The organism is Kitasatospora sp. NPDC088779 (assembly GCF_040685395.1).
In the GTDB taxonomy this organism is placed as follows: Bacteria; Actinomycetota; Actinomycetes; order Streptomycetales; family Streptomycetaceae; genus Kitasatospora.
This window is the reverse complement of record NZ_JBFBHW010000024.1, coordinates 1-16,874: the sequence shown is the minus strand read 5'-3', so window position 1 is coordinate 16,874 and position 16,874 is coordinate 1. Positions and strand designations below refer to the sequence as shown.

The 16,874-nt window shown below is 74.8% G+C and carries 10 protein-coding genes; 4 read left to right on the top strand and 6 right to left on the bottom strand.

Features of this window, described 5'->3' with window-relative positions; all coding sequences use genetic code 11:
* Nucleotides 1–51 precede the first annotated feature (51 nt).
* Together AB0P03_RS22670 and AB0P03_RS22665 are read left to right on the top strand one after the other, a co-directional pair.
* Nucleotides 52–1,128: a hypothetical protein gene (locus tag AB0P03_RS22670; protein ID WP_363630471.1), complete on the top strand. Its 1,077-nt coding sequence runs from the start codon at nucleotides 52–54 to the stop codon at nucleotides 1,126–1,128.
* Nucleotides 1,129–1,360: 232 nt separating this feature from the next.
* Nucleotides 1,361–2,557, top strand: a complete 1,197-nt coding sequence (locus tag AB0P03_RS22665) for a hypothetical protein (RefSeq protein ID WP_363586494.1) — start codon at nucleotides 1,361–1,363, stop codon at nucleotides 2,555–2,557.
* Nucleotides 2,558–2,692: 135 nt separating this feature from the next.
* Here AB0P03_RS22665 and AB0P03_RS22660 read toward each other — a convergent pair whose 3' ends face one another.
* The 4 genes from AB0P03_RS22660 to AB0P03_RS22645 all read right to left on the bottom strand — a co-directional run bounded on the left by AB0P03_RS22660 (nucleotide 2,693) and on the right by AB0P03_RS22645 (nucleotide 6,486).
* Nucleotides 2,693–3,682, bottom strand: coding sequence for a phospholipase (locus AB0P03_RS22660; protein WP_363589482.1), 990 nt, complete (start codon nucleotides 3,680–3,682; stop codon nucleotides 2,693–2,695).
* Nucleotides 3,683–3,816: 134 nt separating this feature from the next.
* The gene (locus AB0P03_RS22655) at nucleotides 3,817–4,407 is read right to left on the bottom strand and encodes a hypothetical protein (RefSeq protein WP_363630469.1); all 591 of its coding nucleotides are present in this window, start codon (nucleotides 4,405–4,407) and stop codon (nucleotides 3,817–3,819) included.
* Between the two features lie 129 nt (nucleotides 4,408–4,536).
* Nucleotides 4,537–5,421: an alkaline phosphatase family protein gene (locus tag AB0P03_RS22650; protein WP_363630467.1), complete on the bottom strand. Its 885-nt coding sequence runs from the start codon at nucleotides 5,419–5,421 to the stop codon at nucleotides 4,537–4,539.
* Nucleotides 5,422–5,487: 66 nt separating this feature from the next.
* Nucleotides 5,488–6,486: a phospholipase D-like domain-containing protein gene (locus AB0P03_RS22645; RefSeq protein WP_363630465.1), complete on the bottom strand. Its 999-nt coding sequence runs from the start codon at nucleotides 6,484–6,486 to the stop codon at nucleotides 5,488–5,490.
* Between the two features lie 250 nt (nucleotides 6,487–6,736).
* On the opposite strand from AB0P03_RS22645, the gene AB0P03_RS22640 reads away from it, so the two are divergent.
* Complete coding sequence (locus AB0P03_RS22640) at nucleotides 6,737–8,002, top strand: serine hydrolase domain-containing protein (protein ID WP_363630463.1); 1,266 nt, start codon at nucleotides 6,737–6,739, stop codon at nucleotides 8,000–8,002.
* A gap of 88 nt (nucleotides 8,003–8,090) precedes the next feature.
* On the opposite strand, the gene AB0P03_RS22635 is transcribed toward AB0P03_RS22640, so the two are convergent.
* Both AB0P03_RS22635 and AB0P03_RS22630 read right to left on the bottom strand, forming a co-directional pair.
* A complete protein-coding gene (locus tag AB0P03_RS22635; RefSeq protein WP_363630461.1) occupies nucleotides 8,091–10,481 on the bottom strand; it encodes a tetratricopeptide repeat protein in 2,391 nt (796 codons plus the stop codon).
* 343 nt (nucleotides 10,482–10,824) lie between these two features.
* Complete coding sequence (locus AB0P03_RS22630; RefSeq protein WP_363630459.1) at nucleotides 10,825–13,593, bottom strand: BTAD domain-containing putative transcriptional regulator; 2,769 nt, start codon at nucleotides 13,591–13,593, stop codon at nucleotides 10,825–10,827.
* Between the two features lie 350 nt (nucleotides 13,594–13,943).
* On the opposite strand from AB0P03_RS22630, the gene AB0P03_RS22625 reads away from it, so the two are divergent.
* Complete coding sequence (locus tag AB0P03_RS22625; protein WP_363589469.1) at nucleotides 13,944–16,763, top strand: AfsR/SARP family transcriptional regulator; 2,820 nt, start codon at nucleotides 13,944–13,946, stop codon at nucleotides 16,761–16,763.
* Nucleotides 16,764–16,874 lie beyond the last annotated feature (111 nt).

Genomic DNA, 16,874 nt, shown 5'->3' with positions numbered 1-16,874 from the left:
CCCTGGGATGCTCCTCCTCGAACGCGAACAGCACCCGAGGGGGACCTGGAAATGTCCGTGCGCAACAGATTCGGCACCACCGCCGCGCTCGCCGTGATGACCACCGTCGGCGCCGTCCTGCTCTCCGCCTGCGGCCCCGACAACGCCGGCTCGGACCCGACCGCCGCCCCCGGCAGCGCGGCGCCCGGCGCCACCGCTCCGGGGACCCCGGCCCCGGGCGGCTCCACCCACCCGAGCACCCCCACGCCGAGCACCCCCACGCCGGGTACCCCCACGCCGGGTGCCAAGGAGGTCAACGGCACCAGCGCCGCCAACCACCTGACCATCAGCACCGGCACCCGGGCCGTCGCGATGAACGGCACCACCGTCGACTTCGGCACCGTCGTCCGCGACCTCGCCTGGTCCCCCGACGGCAGGAGGGCGGCCTTCATCGACGGGAACGGCGACCTCGTCGTCGCCGACCCCGACGGCGGCGCGAAGGCCACCCTCGCCACGGCCCCCGGCGGCGAGACCTGGTCCCACCCCACCTGGCAGCACGCCGCGCAGGGCCCCAGCGACCTCCCCGAATCCGCCGAACGCTTCGACACCATCGTCTTCGCCGCCGCCAAGGGCGGCGTCCTGCGCCTGGAGAAGATCCCCACCAAGGCCGTCGGCGGCACCCCCGAGGTGCTCACCCCGCACACCTCCCTGGACGGCAACGCGAACATGCCGCAGCCGCCGCAGACCGGCAACACCTGGGCCGACGCCGGCGGCCGGCACGGCGAGATCATCTACGCCAACACCCCCGCCGACGAGGTCTACCTCTACGACGACTACATCCGCCCCGCCACCCGCGACCTGGGCCAGGGCTCCCAGCCGGCCCTCTCCCCCGACGGCGAGCACGTCGTCTTCGTCCGCTCCGTCGACGGGCACGACCACCTGTTCACCCGCTCCAGCCGGATCGACCAGAAGGACGAGAAGGACCTCACCCCCGCCGCCGCCACCGACTACACCGAACCCGCGTGGTCCCCCGACGGCCGGACCATCGCGGCCCGCACCCCCGACGGCGTCAGCACCCTCCCCGCCGACGGCTCCGCCGCCCCGGCCCAGGTCTCCACCGTCAAGGGCCTCCCCGCCTACCGGCCGTGAGCCCCCGGGATCGGGCAGCGTGATCGACGGACGTGGCCCGTTGAACCCGGGCGGCCCGATCATCCGTCCTTCACAAGGGGCTTGAGAAATCGCCCGCACGGGTTCGGGCCGGCGCACCGCGGGCGTCAGGCCTACGCAAGGGATGCGTATGGATCGAGACAAAATGGCACTGATCGGCTGACCGGAATGCCATATTTTGTCCCGCCCATCACAGAACTCGCAAGGAGAGCACGTGCGTTCGACGAAGAAGCTGTCGGCCCTGGCCGCAGGAATGAGTGCCGTGGCCGTCCTCGGCCTGGCGGGGCCCGCGATGGCCGACGGCTCGTACGACCCGGCCCAGGAGAACTGCAACGCCGCCAACGCGGTGACTCCCGGCTCGACCAGCCTGGTGTGGTGCATCCAGGCGGCGCAGCACACCTCGGAGGTCAAGAACCGGGCCCGCGGCGAGTTCGTCCAGGACACGCTCGACATGCTGATCAAGGCGACCGGCGGCAGCTACAACATCATGGTCTTCAACATCAAGGGCGACAACGCCTTCGGAGACCCCTGGTACGTCCACAACTACGAACAGAGCTTCCAGAACGTCGCCTTCACGTACGACGTCGACTACCACGACAAGACCTCGCGCGAGGACCAGACCTACCGGATCTGGGTCTTCTCCGGCGGCGGCAGCTTCGCCAACGGCTTCGACGGCGGCTGGGGCAACTGGGGGTTCTACGGCCTCTTCAACCGGACCACCCGCGAGCACACCTGGACGTACCCGAGGGGCACGGGCAGCGCCGGCCAGCGCTACAACCACACCGACGGCGTCGTGAACTTCTCCCCGATGGCGTTCCCCGGCGTGCCGAGGGACCCGGGCACTCCCGCGCCGGGCGGGCTGCCGGCCACCCAGATCGTCCCCGCGATGCCACAGGACCCCGGCACGCCGTACGACCCCGGGGTGCCCGCCACGCCGGCCAGGCCTCCGCACACCGGCAAGCCCGGTGAGCCGGCCGAGCCCGGCACCAAGCCCGGCACCGGCACCCCCACCGGCTCCGGCCGGCCCGCGCTCAACACACCCGTGCACCTGCGGACCGTCAACAACCTCGGCGCCGTTGCCACCGGCTCCGGCGAGGGCGCCTCGGTGATCGCCGGGAAGCCGGGCGACGCGGGCGGCACCTGGACGTTCCGCGACGCGGGCGGCGGCCGCTACCGGATCACCAACGCACTCGGGCGGGACCTCACCGAGAACACCGGCACCTACTTCGCCAACACCAAGGGGTGGAAGGGCTCTTCGGAGCAGAAGTGGGAGGTGAAGAACGTCTCGGGCGACCGGTACGTGATCCGGATCAGCGACCAGGACTGCCTGACCTACCACGAGGACGACAAGGAGCTCGGGGTGTGGACCTGCGACGGCTCCGCCGAGCAGCAGTGGACCATCACCCGCTAGCCATGGCGCCGTCCCGCCCGCCGCACGGGCGGCGGGCGGGACGGCGGGTGCCTTCGGCCGGGCAGGGCCCAGCGGAACAGGCCCAGTGGACGGTCCCAGCGGACGGGCCCCACGGAACAGGCCTGGCGGAAAGGCCTAGCGGAACAGCCGGTCGCCGCTGTTGGCCATGCGGTGGGTGCCGCTGTGGCGGTTCACCCAGTCACGGACGAGGTTGATGGCATTGGCGCACTGCCAGCTGTTGTCGTACTCGCGCACGCCGGTGAAGGCGCCGTAGCCCGCGATGATGCCGTCCACACCCGCATCGCCGAGCAGCTTGTCGACGTACCACGGGTCGTTGTAGGTGGTCGTCCAGGACAGCGTGGCCGCGAGCCGCCCGGCGGCGCGGTCCCCGGCCCCCTTCTTCAGCTCCGCACACGTGTTGTAGGTGGCCTCCGTACAGTTGCCGAAGCCCTTGGTGATGTCGGAGTCGCCGTAGTCCATCGCCCGGTGACCGGCCGGGAATCCGGAACCGGACCGGTTGAAGGCGCCCTGGACCTGGTCGCGGGTACCGGTGGACGTGATGCCCTCCAGCGGGCCGAGCCTGCCTTCCAGGCTCTGCCAACCCCTGCCGCCGACGTCCGGGGTGTTGCCGCCGTGGTACTCGAAGAAGCCGTAGAGGACCTGGATCCCGGCTGCCGTCAGCCGCTGCGCCTTGTCGCGCAGTCCGGCGACGCTGCACGTGCGGTTGGGCTGCTCCCCGCAGTAGTTCGGGTCCTTGATGTCCAGCCAGACCAGCGACAGCCGGCGTCCGGCGTTGGCGTTGGAGAGGATGCGGTCGATCATGCTGTCGAAGCTGGGGCCCAGGCGGTTCTCACCGGCCGAGGAACAGTCGTGGTAGGCACGCCATTCGTTCGGGTTCCACCAGGCGCAGACGTCGATCTCGATGGCGTTGGCGCCGTGGCCGAGCGCGGCGTCCACCCCGTCCAGGGTGTCGACCCGGTGCGCGATGGCGTAGATCGCGTGACGCGAATCGGCCGCCGCCGCAGGGGTCGTACCGAGCGCGGTGAGGCCGACGATCCCGCACAGTGCCGCCAGCAGCGCCAGCACCTTCCGCGCACCGGTGCCGTGCCTGAGGTGAGTGGTCAAGAAACGTACTCCTCGATGTCGGTGCCCTGAAGCCGTCGCCGATGGACGGCCGCCCCCGATCCAGGACTGGTCATGTCCGCCTCAGTCTGACACTGGTTCGTGGCCGGTACGGGGCGAACCGCGCAAATCCTCCGCTAAAGTCCGTCGCGCGAGGCCAACTCGGCCCGGAGCGCGGGCACATGCTCGTCGGCGGACTCGTGCGGCAGGAACTCGACCGGGTCCAGGAAGCGGAACAGCACCCGGCTCCCGGTGACGGCGAACTCGTAGTCGCCGAACCCGACCACCGCCCCCGTGCCGCCCCGCACCGCCCCGCGGACGGCGGCCGCCGTCAGCTCGTCCACGCCGCCGGGCGCCGTCGCCCGGCGCCGGGCGTTCGGCCGGGCCAGGTACGGGCACACCATCGCCGCGTAGAGCATGCAGGCCCGGTGGCCGGGCCCCTCCATCGTCGGCGCGAGGTTGCGGTACGGCCGCCCCTCGGCGATCGCGGCCGCGATCGCCGCGCTCTCCGCCGCTCCGACCACGCGCCACACGGGGCCCCGGGCCATGAACCCCCCGCACACCGAACAGAGGCGCTCCAGCGCGCAGTTCGCGCTGCGCTCGTGGTCGGTCAACGCGAACTGCGGCTCGCCGCCCCGCCACGGCGTGATCGCCGGCACCGGATAGCCCCGGACGTCCCGGGGCCGCTCCCCCACCCGCTCCGGCATCGGCACCGCATCGAATCGCACGCCCCCATCCTCGCCGCCCCCCACGCCGCTGTCGACCTCCGACGCGGCAGCCGCCCCGCGCGGCGGGCGCGGGGCGGCCGGTGGTCCGGGGGCGACTCCTGGTGGATCGTCCGAGCGGCGGGCCAGGACCTAGTTCCAGATGCCGGTGATGTCACCGGCGTTGGCCGCGTTGCCCGCGTGGGTGGTGGCGCCGGCGAGGTCCTCCAGGGTCCGCAGCACGTTGTAGTGGTTGTAGGTCGCGGCGGAGGTGCTGCCGGGTGTGACGTGGGCGCCGTAGAAGACGGTCGGGATGCGGTTGCCCGCGAGCCGGTTGTCCTCGTCGAAGGTGACCACGAGCAGGCTGTTGTGGCTCTTGGCCCAGGTGGCGTAGGCGCCGAGGTTGTTCTTGATCCAGGTGTCGCCGGTGCCGACCGAGCAGTCGTGCATGTCGCTGCAGAGGTTCGGCACGACGAAGGAGACGTTCGGCAGGGTGGTGTAGTCGGTCGGGAACTGGGCGAAGGTCCTGGCCGAGTTCAGCGGGACGTTGCCGAAGCCGAACCAGGGGTTGTGCTTCTGCGCGTACTTGCCGCTGCTGCACGCGGTGCTGCCCTGCGCGGGCAGGGTCTCGTTGTAACTGGCCCAGGTCCTGCCGGCGGCGGTGACCTCGGAGGCCAGGTTGGGGCCCTGGAGGGCGCCGACGGAGACGCAGCTGTCGTCGGTGACGCCCTGGGTGGAGCCGGAGAACAGGGCGTAGTAGTTCGGCTGGCTGGGGTGGGTGATGCCGAACGACTGGGTGAGGTTGGCGCCGCCGGTGGCCAGGGAGTTGAGGTAGGGGGCGCTGCTGCTGCCGACGACCTGGCTGTAGGCGTGGTTCTCCATCACCACGACGACGATGTGGTCGGGCGCGGGCAGGGCGGCGGCCTGCGCGGTGGAGGCGGTGGCGGCCCAGAGGCCGGCGGAGGCCGCGACCAGGGCTGCCACCGAGCCGAGGGCGGTGGCGGTGCGACGGGAGCCGGGCTTGGTGGACGAAGTCATGACAATTCCTCGGGTAGGGAGCGGCCCGGGCGCGGACGCTCGATCAGGCCCGCGCGACGAACCGTTCTAGTACGGCGTGCCGTTGGCGAAGTCGCGGGCGACGGTGGACTCGACGGTGGTCAGCACGCCGGGGTCGGTGGTGATCAGGCCCAGCTCGCGGTTGTTGTTCAGCGAGTTGTCGGAGAAGTTCTCCGAACCGGCGAACACCTTGGCCGAGGGCGTGCCGTAGTCGGCGACGATCGCCTTGGCGTGGATGTACAGGCCCGTGGTCGAGGAGTAGGTGACCACCTGGCCGCCGGCCGTGACCACCTGGTCGAAGTAGCTGCTGTAGGACGAGGGGTTCATGCCCACCACCCGCACGGTGACGCCCCGGCCGGCGGCCGCGGCGACCGCGTCCACCAGGGCCTGGTCGCCGAACTCCAGCTGCTCCAGGTCCAGCGTGTGCTGCGCGCCGTTGATCAGGTCCAGCAGGCGGGCCTGCGAGTCGGTGGGCGACCAGACCAGGTTGTCGCCGTCGGAGGGGGTGATCGAGGTCTGGGCGTAGTCGGCGGCGAAGACCTGCTCGATCGCGGCGACGTCGTTGGCGTCGGTGTCGACGACGCCGTAGTCGCGGCTGCTGGAGTAGTAGGTGGAGTCCAGGTTCCCGGTCAGGATCAGGGACTTGGCGCCGTCCACGGTGACGGTCTTCTGGTGGGTGTAGACGAACGCGGAGGAGGAGTACGTCACCCCGACGCCGGCGGCCCGCAGGGCCGAGTAGGCGGCGCCGTTGACCGAGGTGTGCCGGCCGTCGAGGATCACCCGGACGGTGAGGCCGGCCCGCTGGCGGCCGATCAGGGCGTTGACGGCGGTGGTGTCGCGCAGCTCGTACATGGTCACGTCGACCGAGCGGGTGGCCGAGTTGATGAGGTCGTAGACGACGCCGTGGTCCCGGTCCGGGAACACGATCGGCGTGTACGTGGCGGCGGTGGCGGCGGTGGCGGCCTGGGCGGTGCCGGACAGCGGTATCAGGCCGGCGGCGGCGAGCAGCAGCGCGCCGGCCCGGCGCGCGGAGGTGGCCAGGGGCATGCGGAACTCCACGATCGATGAGGGGGAAGGCCTGGGCGAAGGTGCGGGAGCACGCGCGAGGCGCCCGAACAGCATCGGGTGGATCGGTCGACGCGGGTAGACGACAGCAGGTAAAACCTTGACCCCGGGTCGGGAAACGGATGGTGCGGCCGATCGGGTTCACTTTGCCAGCCGCAGGCCCCTCCGGTGATAGTGGATCTTCGAGGACGTGGCCGGACGCCGCGTCAGCCGAGTGAGAGAACAGAGGATCATGGCGAAGATCAGCCTTCTGCGTCCGCTCGCGGTGGCGGCCGCGGGTGTCGTCCTGCTGGCGACCGGAGCCGCGCACGCCGTGGCCGCCGACCAGGGCACCACCGGGGCGCCCACCCCGGACACGGCCGCGGTGCGCGCCGCCCTCCAGTCGACCACCGACGCGGGCGCCCCGGGCGCCTTCGCGGTGATCCGCGACCACGGCGACGCCGAGTCCACCCGGTCGCTGGCCGTCGGCAAGGCCGATCTGGACGGCACCCCGATGAACTCCTCGTGGAGGTTCCGGGTCGGCAGCAACAGCAAGATGTTCAACGCCGTTCTCGTGATGCAGCTGGCGGAGCAGGGCCTGATCGACCTCGACAAGCCGCTGCGCGACTACCTGCCGGCCGGCACCCTGCCGGACACCTGGACCATGACGGGCCGCCAGGTCATGGAGCACCGCGCCGGGATCTACGACCACACCAACGACCTGCTGGAGCAGGCCGGTGAGGAGACCACCAGCGCCTTCGAGGCGCGCATCCGCACCAACGTGTACGCGCCGCGCGACCTGGTGGCGATGTCCGTCAAGCACGGCCAGCAGTACACGCCCGGGAGCCGGTACTCCTACTCCAACACCGACTTCGTCCTGATGGGCCTCGCGGTCGAGCACCTCACCGGCCGCCCCTACGAGGACGTCCTGCGCGAGCGGATCATCGAGCCGCTGGGCCTGAGCAAGACCTCCTTCGTCGTGCCCGACCAGGACATCCAGGGCGCGCACGTCACCGGTTACCTCACCAACGACGACCGCACCAAGCCGCTGCTGGACTCCACCGCGCAGACCGGCTCCTGGGTGTGGACGGCCGGCGCGGTCATCTCCGACGCCGCGGACCTCGACCACTTCCTCACCGCGCTGATGGCGGGCAGCTCCGGCGGGCTGGTCTCGGACGACTCGCTGAAGCAGATGACGGCCGCCCTGGCCACCCCCACCGCCAAGATCAGCTACGGCCTCGGGCTGCGCCGCATCTCGCTGTCCTGCGGTGACGTGTACGGCCACGGCGGCATCGTCCAGGGCTTCCAGACCCAGTCGTTCGCCACCCCGGACGGCAAGCGCTCCGTCGTCGTGTTCGCCAACGCCTCCAACAACGGCTCCGTGACGCAGGGCCTGATGAACGCGCTGGAGCCGGCCTTCTGCGGCAAGAAGCCGACCGTCGCGCCGCGGACCTCGTTCGCCCCGAGCGCCTTCGCCGAGAACCACACGCTGCCGGTGGTCGAGGACACCCGGATCTGACCGTCCCGCACAGTCCGCCGCTCACGCGCCCGCACGGCCCACCCGCCGTGCGGGCGTGCGCGTTTCGCCCGCCACCGGGCTTCCCGCCTCACCCCGTCCGGCGCCGCCCCTGCCGGGGGCCGTCCGCGCTGAGGTCGGTGAGCGCCTCGGTGAGGAGTTCGCGGGCCTCCTCGGCGCGGCCCTGCTCGATCAGGGCGGTGCCGAGCTCGGTGAGGGTCTTGGTCATGCTGTCCGGCCGGCCGATCTCCTCGTAGTGGGTCAGGGCCTGCCGGTAGGCCTTCTCGGCCGCCGGCCAGCGCCCCAGCGCGGCGCGGTCCAGGCCGAGTTCGTGTGCCGTCATGGCCGCCGCCAGGTGCATCAGCGGCGAGGACCAGCGCTCCACCAGCTCCAACGCGCCGGCCAGCGCGCGCCGGCGGGACTCCACCGCCTCCTCGGCCCGGCCCGAGTCGCGCAGGCAGTTGGCCGCGCCGCGCAGCGTGACCAGCCGGCCGATCCAGCCGGAGCGGCTGTTGACGGCGGCGAAGGTGTCCGCGGCCCGGTGGTAGGCGTCGATGGCCTCCCGGTGCCGGTGCAGGTGCCGAAGGCCTGCCGCGAGGTAGGTCAGCGCCCAGCCCTCCTGCTCGCGGGCGCCGATCCGGCGAGCCAGTTCCAGCCCCTCGTTGGCCAGGTCGATGCCGCGCTGGTAGCGGTGCAGGCAGGTGACGTACGTCCACGCCAGGTAGTTGACGTGGACGGCCTCGGCCAGCTGGTCGCCGCAGGCGCGGGCCGCGTCGACCGACAGTTGGAAGACCTCGGCCCAGATGTCCCAGCTCAGCAGCCGGTCGGAGAACCAGTGCATGGCCTCGGCGGTGTCGATCACCTCCCGGTGCCGGCCGGCGGCGAAGGCCTGGTGGAGGGCGGCCAGCCACTCCGGGTGCTCCTCCTCCAGCCAGCGCGCCGCCTCGGTGAGCGGCACCGGGGGGCCGGTCCGGTCCGCGTCGGCGTCGGGATCGGTGTCGGGGTCCGCCGTCGCGTGGTCCGGGTCGAACCGAAGGCCGTACTCGGCGGCCCGGTTCAGCAGCCAGTCACCAGCCCCTGCCCGGGCCCGCGCCACCGCCTCGGGGCCCTCGTCGGCGCCGAGCCGCTCGCCCGCGTAGAGCCGGACCAGGTCGTGCAGCCGATAGCGCTCCGGGGTGGCGAGTTGCACCAGCCCGGCGTCGATCAGCTGCTCCAGGACGAGTTCGGTCCGGCCGACCGGCAGGCCCGCGTAGGCGGCGGCGACGGCGGCGGTGAAGTCGTGCCCGGCGGTCAGTGCCGACCGGCGCAGCACCAGCTGGGATTCGGCCGGCAGCCGCCGGTAGGACAGCGCGAAGGCCGGACGGACGGCCAGGTCCCCGGTCTCCAGCAGGTCCAACCGGTGCTCCTCGGCGGCCAGTTGGCGCACCAGATGACTGACCGGCTGCTGCGGGCGGGCCACCAGCCGCTGCCCGGCGATGCGCAGCGCGAGCGGCAGGTAGCCGCAGAGCCGGGCCAGTTCGGCGGTGGCGTCGGGCGCCGCGTCGATCCGCTCGCGGCCGGCGATCCGGGCCAGCAGGTCGGCGGCCTCGCCCGGGGCCAGGGCGTCCAGCCGCAGGCGGAGCACCGACTCCAGTCCGGGCAGGGTGTTGCGGCTGGTCACCAGGGTCACGGCGGGCCCGGAGCCGGGCAGCAGCGGGCGCACCTGGCTCTCGTCGGCGGCGTTGTCCAGGACCAGGACGAGCCGGCGCTCGCGCACCAGGGCCCGGTAGAGGCCGGCCCGCTCCTCCGTCCCGGCGGGCACCGCGTTGTCGGCGACGCCCAGGGCGCGCAGCACCTGGCCGAGCGCGTCGCGGGCGGAGAGCGGGGTGGCGGCCATGCCGCCGAGGTCGAGCGAGAGCTGCCCGTCGGGGAAGGAGGGGGCCAGGGTGTGGGCGGCGTGCAGGGCGAAGGCGGTCTTGCCCAGGCCGGGCTGACCGCTGATCAGCACCACCCGGGGGTGGGCGGGTCGGTCGTCCTCGGCCAGCTCGGCCAGCAGGGCGAGGGCGTTCTCGCGGGCGGTGAAGTCGGCGATGTCGCGGGGCAGCGCGAGGGCGCCCGGCACGAGCGGGACGGGGGGCACGGCGTCCCCGGTCTCGGCCGGTCCGGCGGGGGCCGGGGCGGGGGCGGCCGGCCCGCGGGTGGGGGCGGCGGCCGGCACCGGCCTGGTCCCCCGGGGGCGGCCGCACTGAGCGGCGCGGTCCAGCGCGGCGGTTTGCGGGGCGTCCAGGCCCAGCGTCTCGGCCAGGGCCCGGACGGTGCGCCGCTGCGGCCCGCGGGTGCGGCCTCGCTCCATGTCACCGACGGCGCGCAGACTGACGCCGGCCGCCGCGGCGAGCTCCTCCTGGGTCAGGCCCGCCGCCACCCGGTGCCCGGCCAGCAGGCGGCCGAAGTCGCCGGCCCCCTCGGACTCCGTGCCCGCTCCCGTGCCGCTCACAGCCGTCATGTCCCGCCCCTGCTAGCGCCGTTACTTCTGCCAGGCGTTGTGCCTGATCGACCGTCCCAGGCAGAAGTATGCCCGGGCAGAAGTATGCCTCGCACCCAGCCCTTTCCCAGCATCGAGCGCCCAGCTCAGGCGCCGGGCACCCCGGTGCGGGCCGCGGCGTCCCACCTGCTGGTGGGACGGCCGCGCGTGCTGGTTCTGCCCATAGTTCCGCCTGTGGTTGTGCCGATCGGACGGGACGAGCGGGATGGGCGGGATGGGCGGGACGGGCAGGATGGGCAGGACGAGCGGGACGAGCGGGACGAGCGGGGCAGGGCTGCTGCTGCGGCGGCGGGGCGGCGCACCGTCAGCGCTCCCCCGCCGCCAGGGCCCGGGCCGCCTGCCGTCTGGCGACGGCGCTCTCGGTGGTGCGGCCCAGTTCGCACAGCAGGTCAGCCAGCAGGCCGTGGGTGCGGGACTCCAGTCCGGTGTCGCCGACCGTGCGGCCCAGGGCGACGGCGAGTCGGGCCGTGGACAGGGCGGCGTCGCGGCGGCCGAGCGCGTGCAGGGCGCGGGCCCGGCTCTGGGTGGCGAGGACGGCCTCGGCGCCGGAGCGGGTGGTGGCGACCCGGACGGCCTCGTCGGCGTGGACCAGGGCCGGGCCGGGGGAGCCGGCCAGGACCAGCGCGTCGGCGAGGTCGGTGAGCGCGCGGACGAGCAGGCCGCCGACGGCCGGGGTGCGGGCTGCGCTCACCAGGTCGGTCATCAGCGGCAGGGCCTGGTCGTAGCGGCCGGCCCGCAGCAGCGCACCGGCCACCCGGGCACGGCATTGGTGGCGCAGCAGTTGGTCGCCGGCCCGGTCTGCGGCGGCCACGGCCCGTTCCAGTTGCTGGACGGCGGTGCGATGGGCGGCGCGGTCGACGTGCAGGACGGCGAGGTCGGTGGCCAGCCGGGCGACGGCCGCCTGGTCCGCGCAGCTGTGGGCGGCGCGCAGGCCGGCCTCGGTGACGGCGCGCCAGTGCGTCCGGTCGTGGCCGGTGGTCTCGTACAGCAGGCCTATCCGGTGGGCGAGTTGCCAGGATTCGGCGGTCCGGCCGAACTGCTCGGCGCAGACCACCACCGCGCGCAGGGCGCTCTCCTCCCGGCGGAACCAGGCGGCCGCCTCCGCCGGGGCCGCGCCGCCGCCCTCGGGCGTCCAGGCGGCGGTGGTGCAGCCGCCGGTGGTCCAGGCCGCGGTGACCGCGAGGTAGTGGGCGATCAGCCGGTCGAGGGCGACGAACCGGTCGTCGCAGGTGAGTTCGGCGGCCTGCCCGGCCGCGTAGCGCCGGACCAGCTCGCGCCGGGCGTAGCGGCCGGGCGTGGTCTCCTCCAGCAGGTGGACGGCGTCGAGGCGGGTCAGCAGGGTGCGGGTGGCGGCGGGCGGCAGATCGGCGAGCGCGGCGGCGGTGGCGGTGTCGATCACCGCGCCGGGGTGCAGGCCGAGCAGGGTGAACAGCCGGGCGGGGGCGGGCGGCAGAGTCCGGTAGGTGTGGTCCAGGGCGGTGGTGACACCGATCGGGCCGCGGTCGGTGCCGGCCAGGGTGGCGAGGCCGGTCTGCTCGTCGGCGAGTTCCGCGGCCAGGTCGCCCAGGGTCCAGCCGGGGCGGGCGGCCAGCCGGGCGGCGGCCAGCCGCAGGGCGAGCGGCAGGTGGTCGCAGGCCGCGGCGAGGTCGGCGGCCGCCTGCGGTTCGGCGGCGACCCGGGCCGGGCCGAGGGTCCGGGCGAGCAGTTCGGCCGCGTCCTCGGCGCCGAGCACGCCCAGCGGGAGCGGGATGCCGCCGTCGCGGACCAGCAGGTCGCGCAGCCGGCTGCGGCTGGTGACGACGACGACGGGGGTGCCGCGGGTGCCTGCGTCCCCGTCCCCGGCCCCGTTCCCGTCCGGGCCGTCCCCCGGCGGGGGCGGGTCGGGCAGCAGCGGGGCGAGCTGCTCGTACGAGCGCGCGTCGTCCAGCACGATCAGCAGCCGGCGGCCGGCCAGCAGTTCCCGGTAGCGCTGCTCCCGCTCCTCGGGCGAGGCGGGCAGGGCGCCCGCCGGCTCGCCGAGGGCGAGCAGGAACCCGGCCAGCACGTCGGCGGGTTCGCGGGGCCCGGCCGGGTCGAAGCCGCCCAGCTCGGCGTGCAGGACTCCGTCGGGGAAGTGCCCGGTGGACCGCTGCACCCAGTGCTGGACCAGGCTGGTCTTGCCGACCCCGGCCGGTCCGGTGACCAGGATCGGGTGGCCGGACCGGACGGCGGCGGCCAGGGCCTCGTCGAGCCGGGCGAATTCGGCCGACCGGCCGGTGAACCTGCGGTCCGGCGCACCACGCCTCGGAAGCCGGGCGGGTCTGGGCGGCGCGTCCCGCTCGGGGCCGTCCGCCGACCGTTCACCGGCGTGGCGCAGCTCCGGACCGGGCGGGCCGGAGAGCCGGGCCACCGCCCGGTCGTACCAGGCCGCCGCCTCGTCCCGGCGGCCGGCCTGGTCGAGGCAGCGGACCAGCCGCGCGACCAGCGTCTGCCGGGTCGGGTGGGCGACCGCCGCCTCGGCCAGCTCGCCGGCCAGCTCGCCGCCGCGGCCGGCCCCGAGCAGGCCCTCGGCGAGCCGGTCCAGGGCGCGCAGCCGCAGGTCGGTGACGTGCGGCAGGGTGCGCTCGCGCAGCAGGACGGACCCGCAGTCGACGAGGGCCGGGCCGCGGAACAGGTCCAGGGCGGCGCGCAGCAGGGGCACGGCCGGATCGTGCGGCTCGGGCTCGGTGCTCCCGGCGGGCGCGGCCGGGGCGGGCCGCAGCACGCCCGCCCGGTCGCAGAGCCCGCGGAAGTGCAGCAGGTCCACCCGGTCGGGGTCGCCGGCCAGCAGGTAGCCGGCGCCACGGGTGCCCAGGGTGAGCCCGGGGCAGTCGAGCAGTTGGCGCAGGGCCGCGACGTGCCCCTGGAGCGCGGCGCGGGCGGTGGGGGGCGCGTCGCCGTCCCAGACCAGCTCGATCAGCTCGTCGGTGCCGACGGTCTGGTTGAGCCGGATGGCGAGGGTGCTCAGCAGCGCCCGGCGTTTGGGGGCCGAGGGTGTGACCGTCGTCCCGTCGTCCCGTCGTACGGCGACCGGCCCGAGCAGGTCGATGTGCATGCGGCCCTCTCCTCCCCTGTCGCCGATCGGATCCGCCGCCGACGACAACCTCCGGCGTCTTCCCGGCGTCGTCAGAGGATAGGCCTGGTCCGGTCACGTGCACGCGGCCGGATGGGGTCTGCTCGGATCTGGTGGATCTTGTCGGGTCGGACCCGGACCCGGCAAGATCCACAGGGCCCGGCATCGACGTCCGTTCCGCCGGGCGCCGCCACCCGGTGGCGCCCGGGGAGTGGGCGATCTGGCGCGAACAGGACACTTCAGGGCACTACACTGCTCCACCCCGGGGCACGCCCCGGACGTCAATGGGGCGGGGGGACGCCCTGCCCGTCGTGGGTGAAGTGGGGGTACTGGTGCGGATTCGGCTCCTCGGCCCGGTGGAGCTGCGGGCCGGGGCGGACGGCTTCGCCTCGCTGCCGGGGGCGCAGCGCAGGGCGATCCTGGCGCTGCTCGCGTTGCGGCTGGGCCGGGTGGTCGGGGTGGACGGCTTCTGCGAGCTGCTGTGGGGCGAGCGGCCGCCGGCCAGCGCCCGGGCCGCCCTACAGGGGCACGTGGCGGCGCTGCGCAAGGCGATCGCCGACACCCCGTTCGTGCTGCACACCCGTTCGTCCGGCTACCTGCTGGCCGGTCCGGCCGAGGAGGTGGACGCGCTGCGCTTCGAGGCGCTGACCGACCGGGCCGCCGAACAGGCCGGACTCGGCTGCGGCACGGCGGACGCGCAGGCGATCGCGCTGCTGGAGCAGGCGTTGCGGCTGTGGCGCGGCGAGGCCCTGGCCGACCTGCCCGACACCGCCGCGCGCGCGGCCGTGGTCGACCAGCTGGAGCAGGCCCGCACCGCCGCCGTGCTCAGCTGGGCCGGGCTGCGGCTGCGCCAGGGCAGCGGGGTGGCGGCGGTGCCGGCCCTGGAGCAGCACGTGCGGACCGACGGGCTGCGCGAGGAGCTGGTGGCGCTGCTGATGCGCTGTCTGCACCAGGCCGGGCGGCCGGCGGACGCGCTGTCCGCCTACCACCAGGCCCGGGTGCGGCTGGACCGCGAGCTGGGGATCCGGCCCGGCCCGGCGCTCCAGGCGGCGCTCGCCGAGGTGCTGTCCGGGGGCCGGGCCGAGCAGCCGGCCCCGGCCCGCTCGGCGGCCCCTCCGGCCGCGCCGCGGGTTCCCCGTCAACTCCCGCGCCGCCCGGTCGACTTCGTCGGCCGGGACAGCGAGGGCTGCTGGCTGGACGGCGAGTGCGGCCCGGACCGCGCCGGTGACGGCCTGGCCGTGGTGGTCGGACCGGCCGGGGCCGGCAAGAGCGCGCTGGTCACCGCCTGGGCGCACCGCCGCGCCCCGCACTTCCCGGACGGGCAGCTGTTCGCCGACCTGCGGGGCCTCGACCCGGCCGGCCCGGCCGACCCGGAAGCCGCCCTCGGCGGCTTCCTGCGGGCCCTCGGGGTCTCCGAGGGCGCCGTCCCCGAGGACCGGGACGACCGGGCCGCGCTCTACCGCGACCGGACCAGGGGGCGGCGCCTGCTGGTGGTCCTGGACGACGCCGCCGATGCCGACCAGGTCGCCGACCTGCTGCCGCAGGGGCCCGGCTGCGCCGCCGTGGTGACCAGCCGCGGCTCGCTGGAGGGGCTGGTGGCCGCCGACGGTGCGGCCCTGCTGCGCCTGCCCCCGCTGCCCCAGGACGACTCCCTGCGGCTGCTGGAGCGCGCGCTCGGCCCCGACCGGCTGCGGGCCGAACCGGCCGCCGCCACCGAACTGGCCGGGCTCTGCGACCACCTGCCGCTGGCGCTGCGGATCGCCGCGGCCCGGCTGGCCACCCGCCCGGACTGGACGATCGCCGAACTGGTCGCCGAACTCGCCGACGAGCAGACCAGACTGCCCGTCCTGGACGCCGACGGCGCGACCGGCGTCACCACCGAGCTCCTCCTGACGTACCGCCGCCTCTCCCCCGGCGCCGCCGAACTGCTCACCCTCCTGGCCGCCCACCCGGGCCGGGAGGTGGACACCCTGACCAGTGCGGCCGTGCTCGGCGCCGACCCGGCCACCGCCCGCCGGTCGCTCGGCGAACTCGCCGCCCACCACCTGCTCACCGGTGCGGCGCCCGGGCGCTACGGCCGCGCCGAGCTGGTCCGGCTGTTCAGCGCCGGGCTGCTCGCCGAGCAGCCCGAGCCGCGCCGACGCCTCGCCCGGGAGCGGCTGCTGGACTACTACCAGGCGGCGCTGCGGCAGGGCGGCGAGTTCATCGAGCCGGGCCAGGACGGTTTCGACACGCTCGTCCACCCCCCGCGGGCCCTGCCGCCGGCCGACGGCATCCGCGCCGCACTGGACTGGTTCCAGGCCGAGGAGCCCGCGATCCGCGCGCTGATCACCGGCACCGCCGACGACCCGGACCGGGTCTGGCGGCTGGCCCAGGCCGCCGGCCCGCTGTACTACGGCTCCAGCCGGTTCACCGACTGGCTGGGCTGCCTGCGCGCGGGCGTCCGGGAGGCCGAGCGGTGCGGCGACGAGCTGGCCGCCGCCCAGTTGCACGGCGCCCGGGCGAACGCGCTGCTCGGGCTGGAACGCCGCCAGGAGGCGGCCGAGGCCGCGCGCCGGGCGGTGGCCGCCGGCGAGGCCGCGACCGGGCCCGCGGGCCGCGCCGCGTACGCCCGCGCGCTCGCCACCCAGTCGCTGATCACCGCGATCCTGGGCAGCGCGACCGAGGCCGCCCGGCTGGCGTCCGGCTCGGCCGCGCTGGCCGTGGAGTCCGGCGACCCCCGGCCGCTGGCCGTCGCCCTGGTCCACCACAGCTGGGTGAGCCTGCTGGCCGGGGACCGGCAGGGCGCGCTGCGGCAGGCCCGGGAGGCCAGGGAGCTGCTGCCCGCCCGCCCGGTCACCTCGATCCACCTGTGGTCGATGCTGACCGAGGCGCACACCCTGCCCCCGCACGGGCGCAGCGAGACCGTCGACCTGGCCTGGCACCGGCTGCTGGCCGGCTGCGAGGAAGCGGGCCTGCTCTACCTCCAGGCCATCGCCGAACAGTCGCACGCCGCCTACCTGCTGAGCCGGGGCCGTGAACTGGAGGCCCTGGACCGGCTGCGTTCGGCGCTCGACCGCTTCCGCAGCCACGATCGACTGGCCGGGGTGCAGAGCGAGTTCACCACCAGCCTGGAGGAGTCGCTGAACTCGCGCGCGCCACACCGGCACTGACCGGCTCCCCGTGGCGGGCCCCCCGGGCCCCGGGGGGCGGCCCCGGGGGGCCGGGCGCGGGGACCCGGGAAACGGGCGCGGGGGAAGGGAGGTGGGGGGGGGGGGGAAGTG

What these genes read in the sequence shown, in the direction of transcription:
- AB0P03_RS22670 (WP_363630471.1), top strand. Translation starts at nt 52, where the DNA reads ATGTCCGTGCGCAACAGATTCGGCACCACCGCCGCGCTCGCCGTGATG.
- AB0P03_RS22650 (WP_363630467.1), bottom strand. Translation starts at nt 5,421, where the DNA reads ATGACTTCGTCCACCAAGCCCGGCTCCCGTCGCACCGCCACCGCCCTC.
- AB0P03_RS22645 (WP_363630465.1), bottom strand. Translation starts at nt 6,486, where the DNA reads ATGCCCCTGGCCACCTCCGCGCGCCGGGCCGGCGCGCTGCTGCTCGCC.
- AB0P03_RS22640 (WP_363630463.1), top strand. Translation starts at nt 6,737, where the DNA reads ATGGCGAAGATCAGCCTTCTGCGTCCGCTCGCGGTGGCGGCCGCGGGT.
- AB0P03_RS22635 (WP_363630461.1), bottom strand. Translation starts at nt 10,481, where the DNA reads ATGACGGCTGTGAGCGGCACGGGAGCGGGCACGGAGTCCGAGGGGGCC.
- AB0P03_RS22630 (WP_363630459.1), bottom strand. Translation starts at nt 13,593, where the DNA reads ATGCACATCGACCTGCTCGGGCCGGTCGCCGTACGACGGGACGACGGG.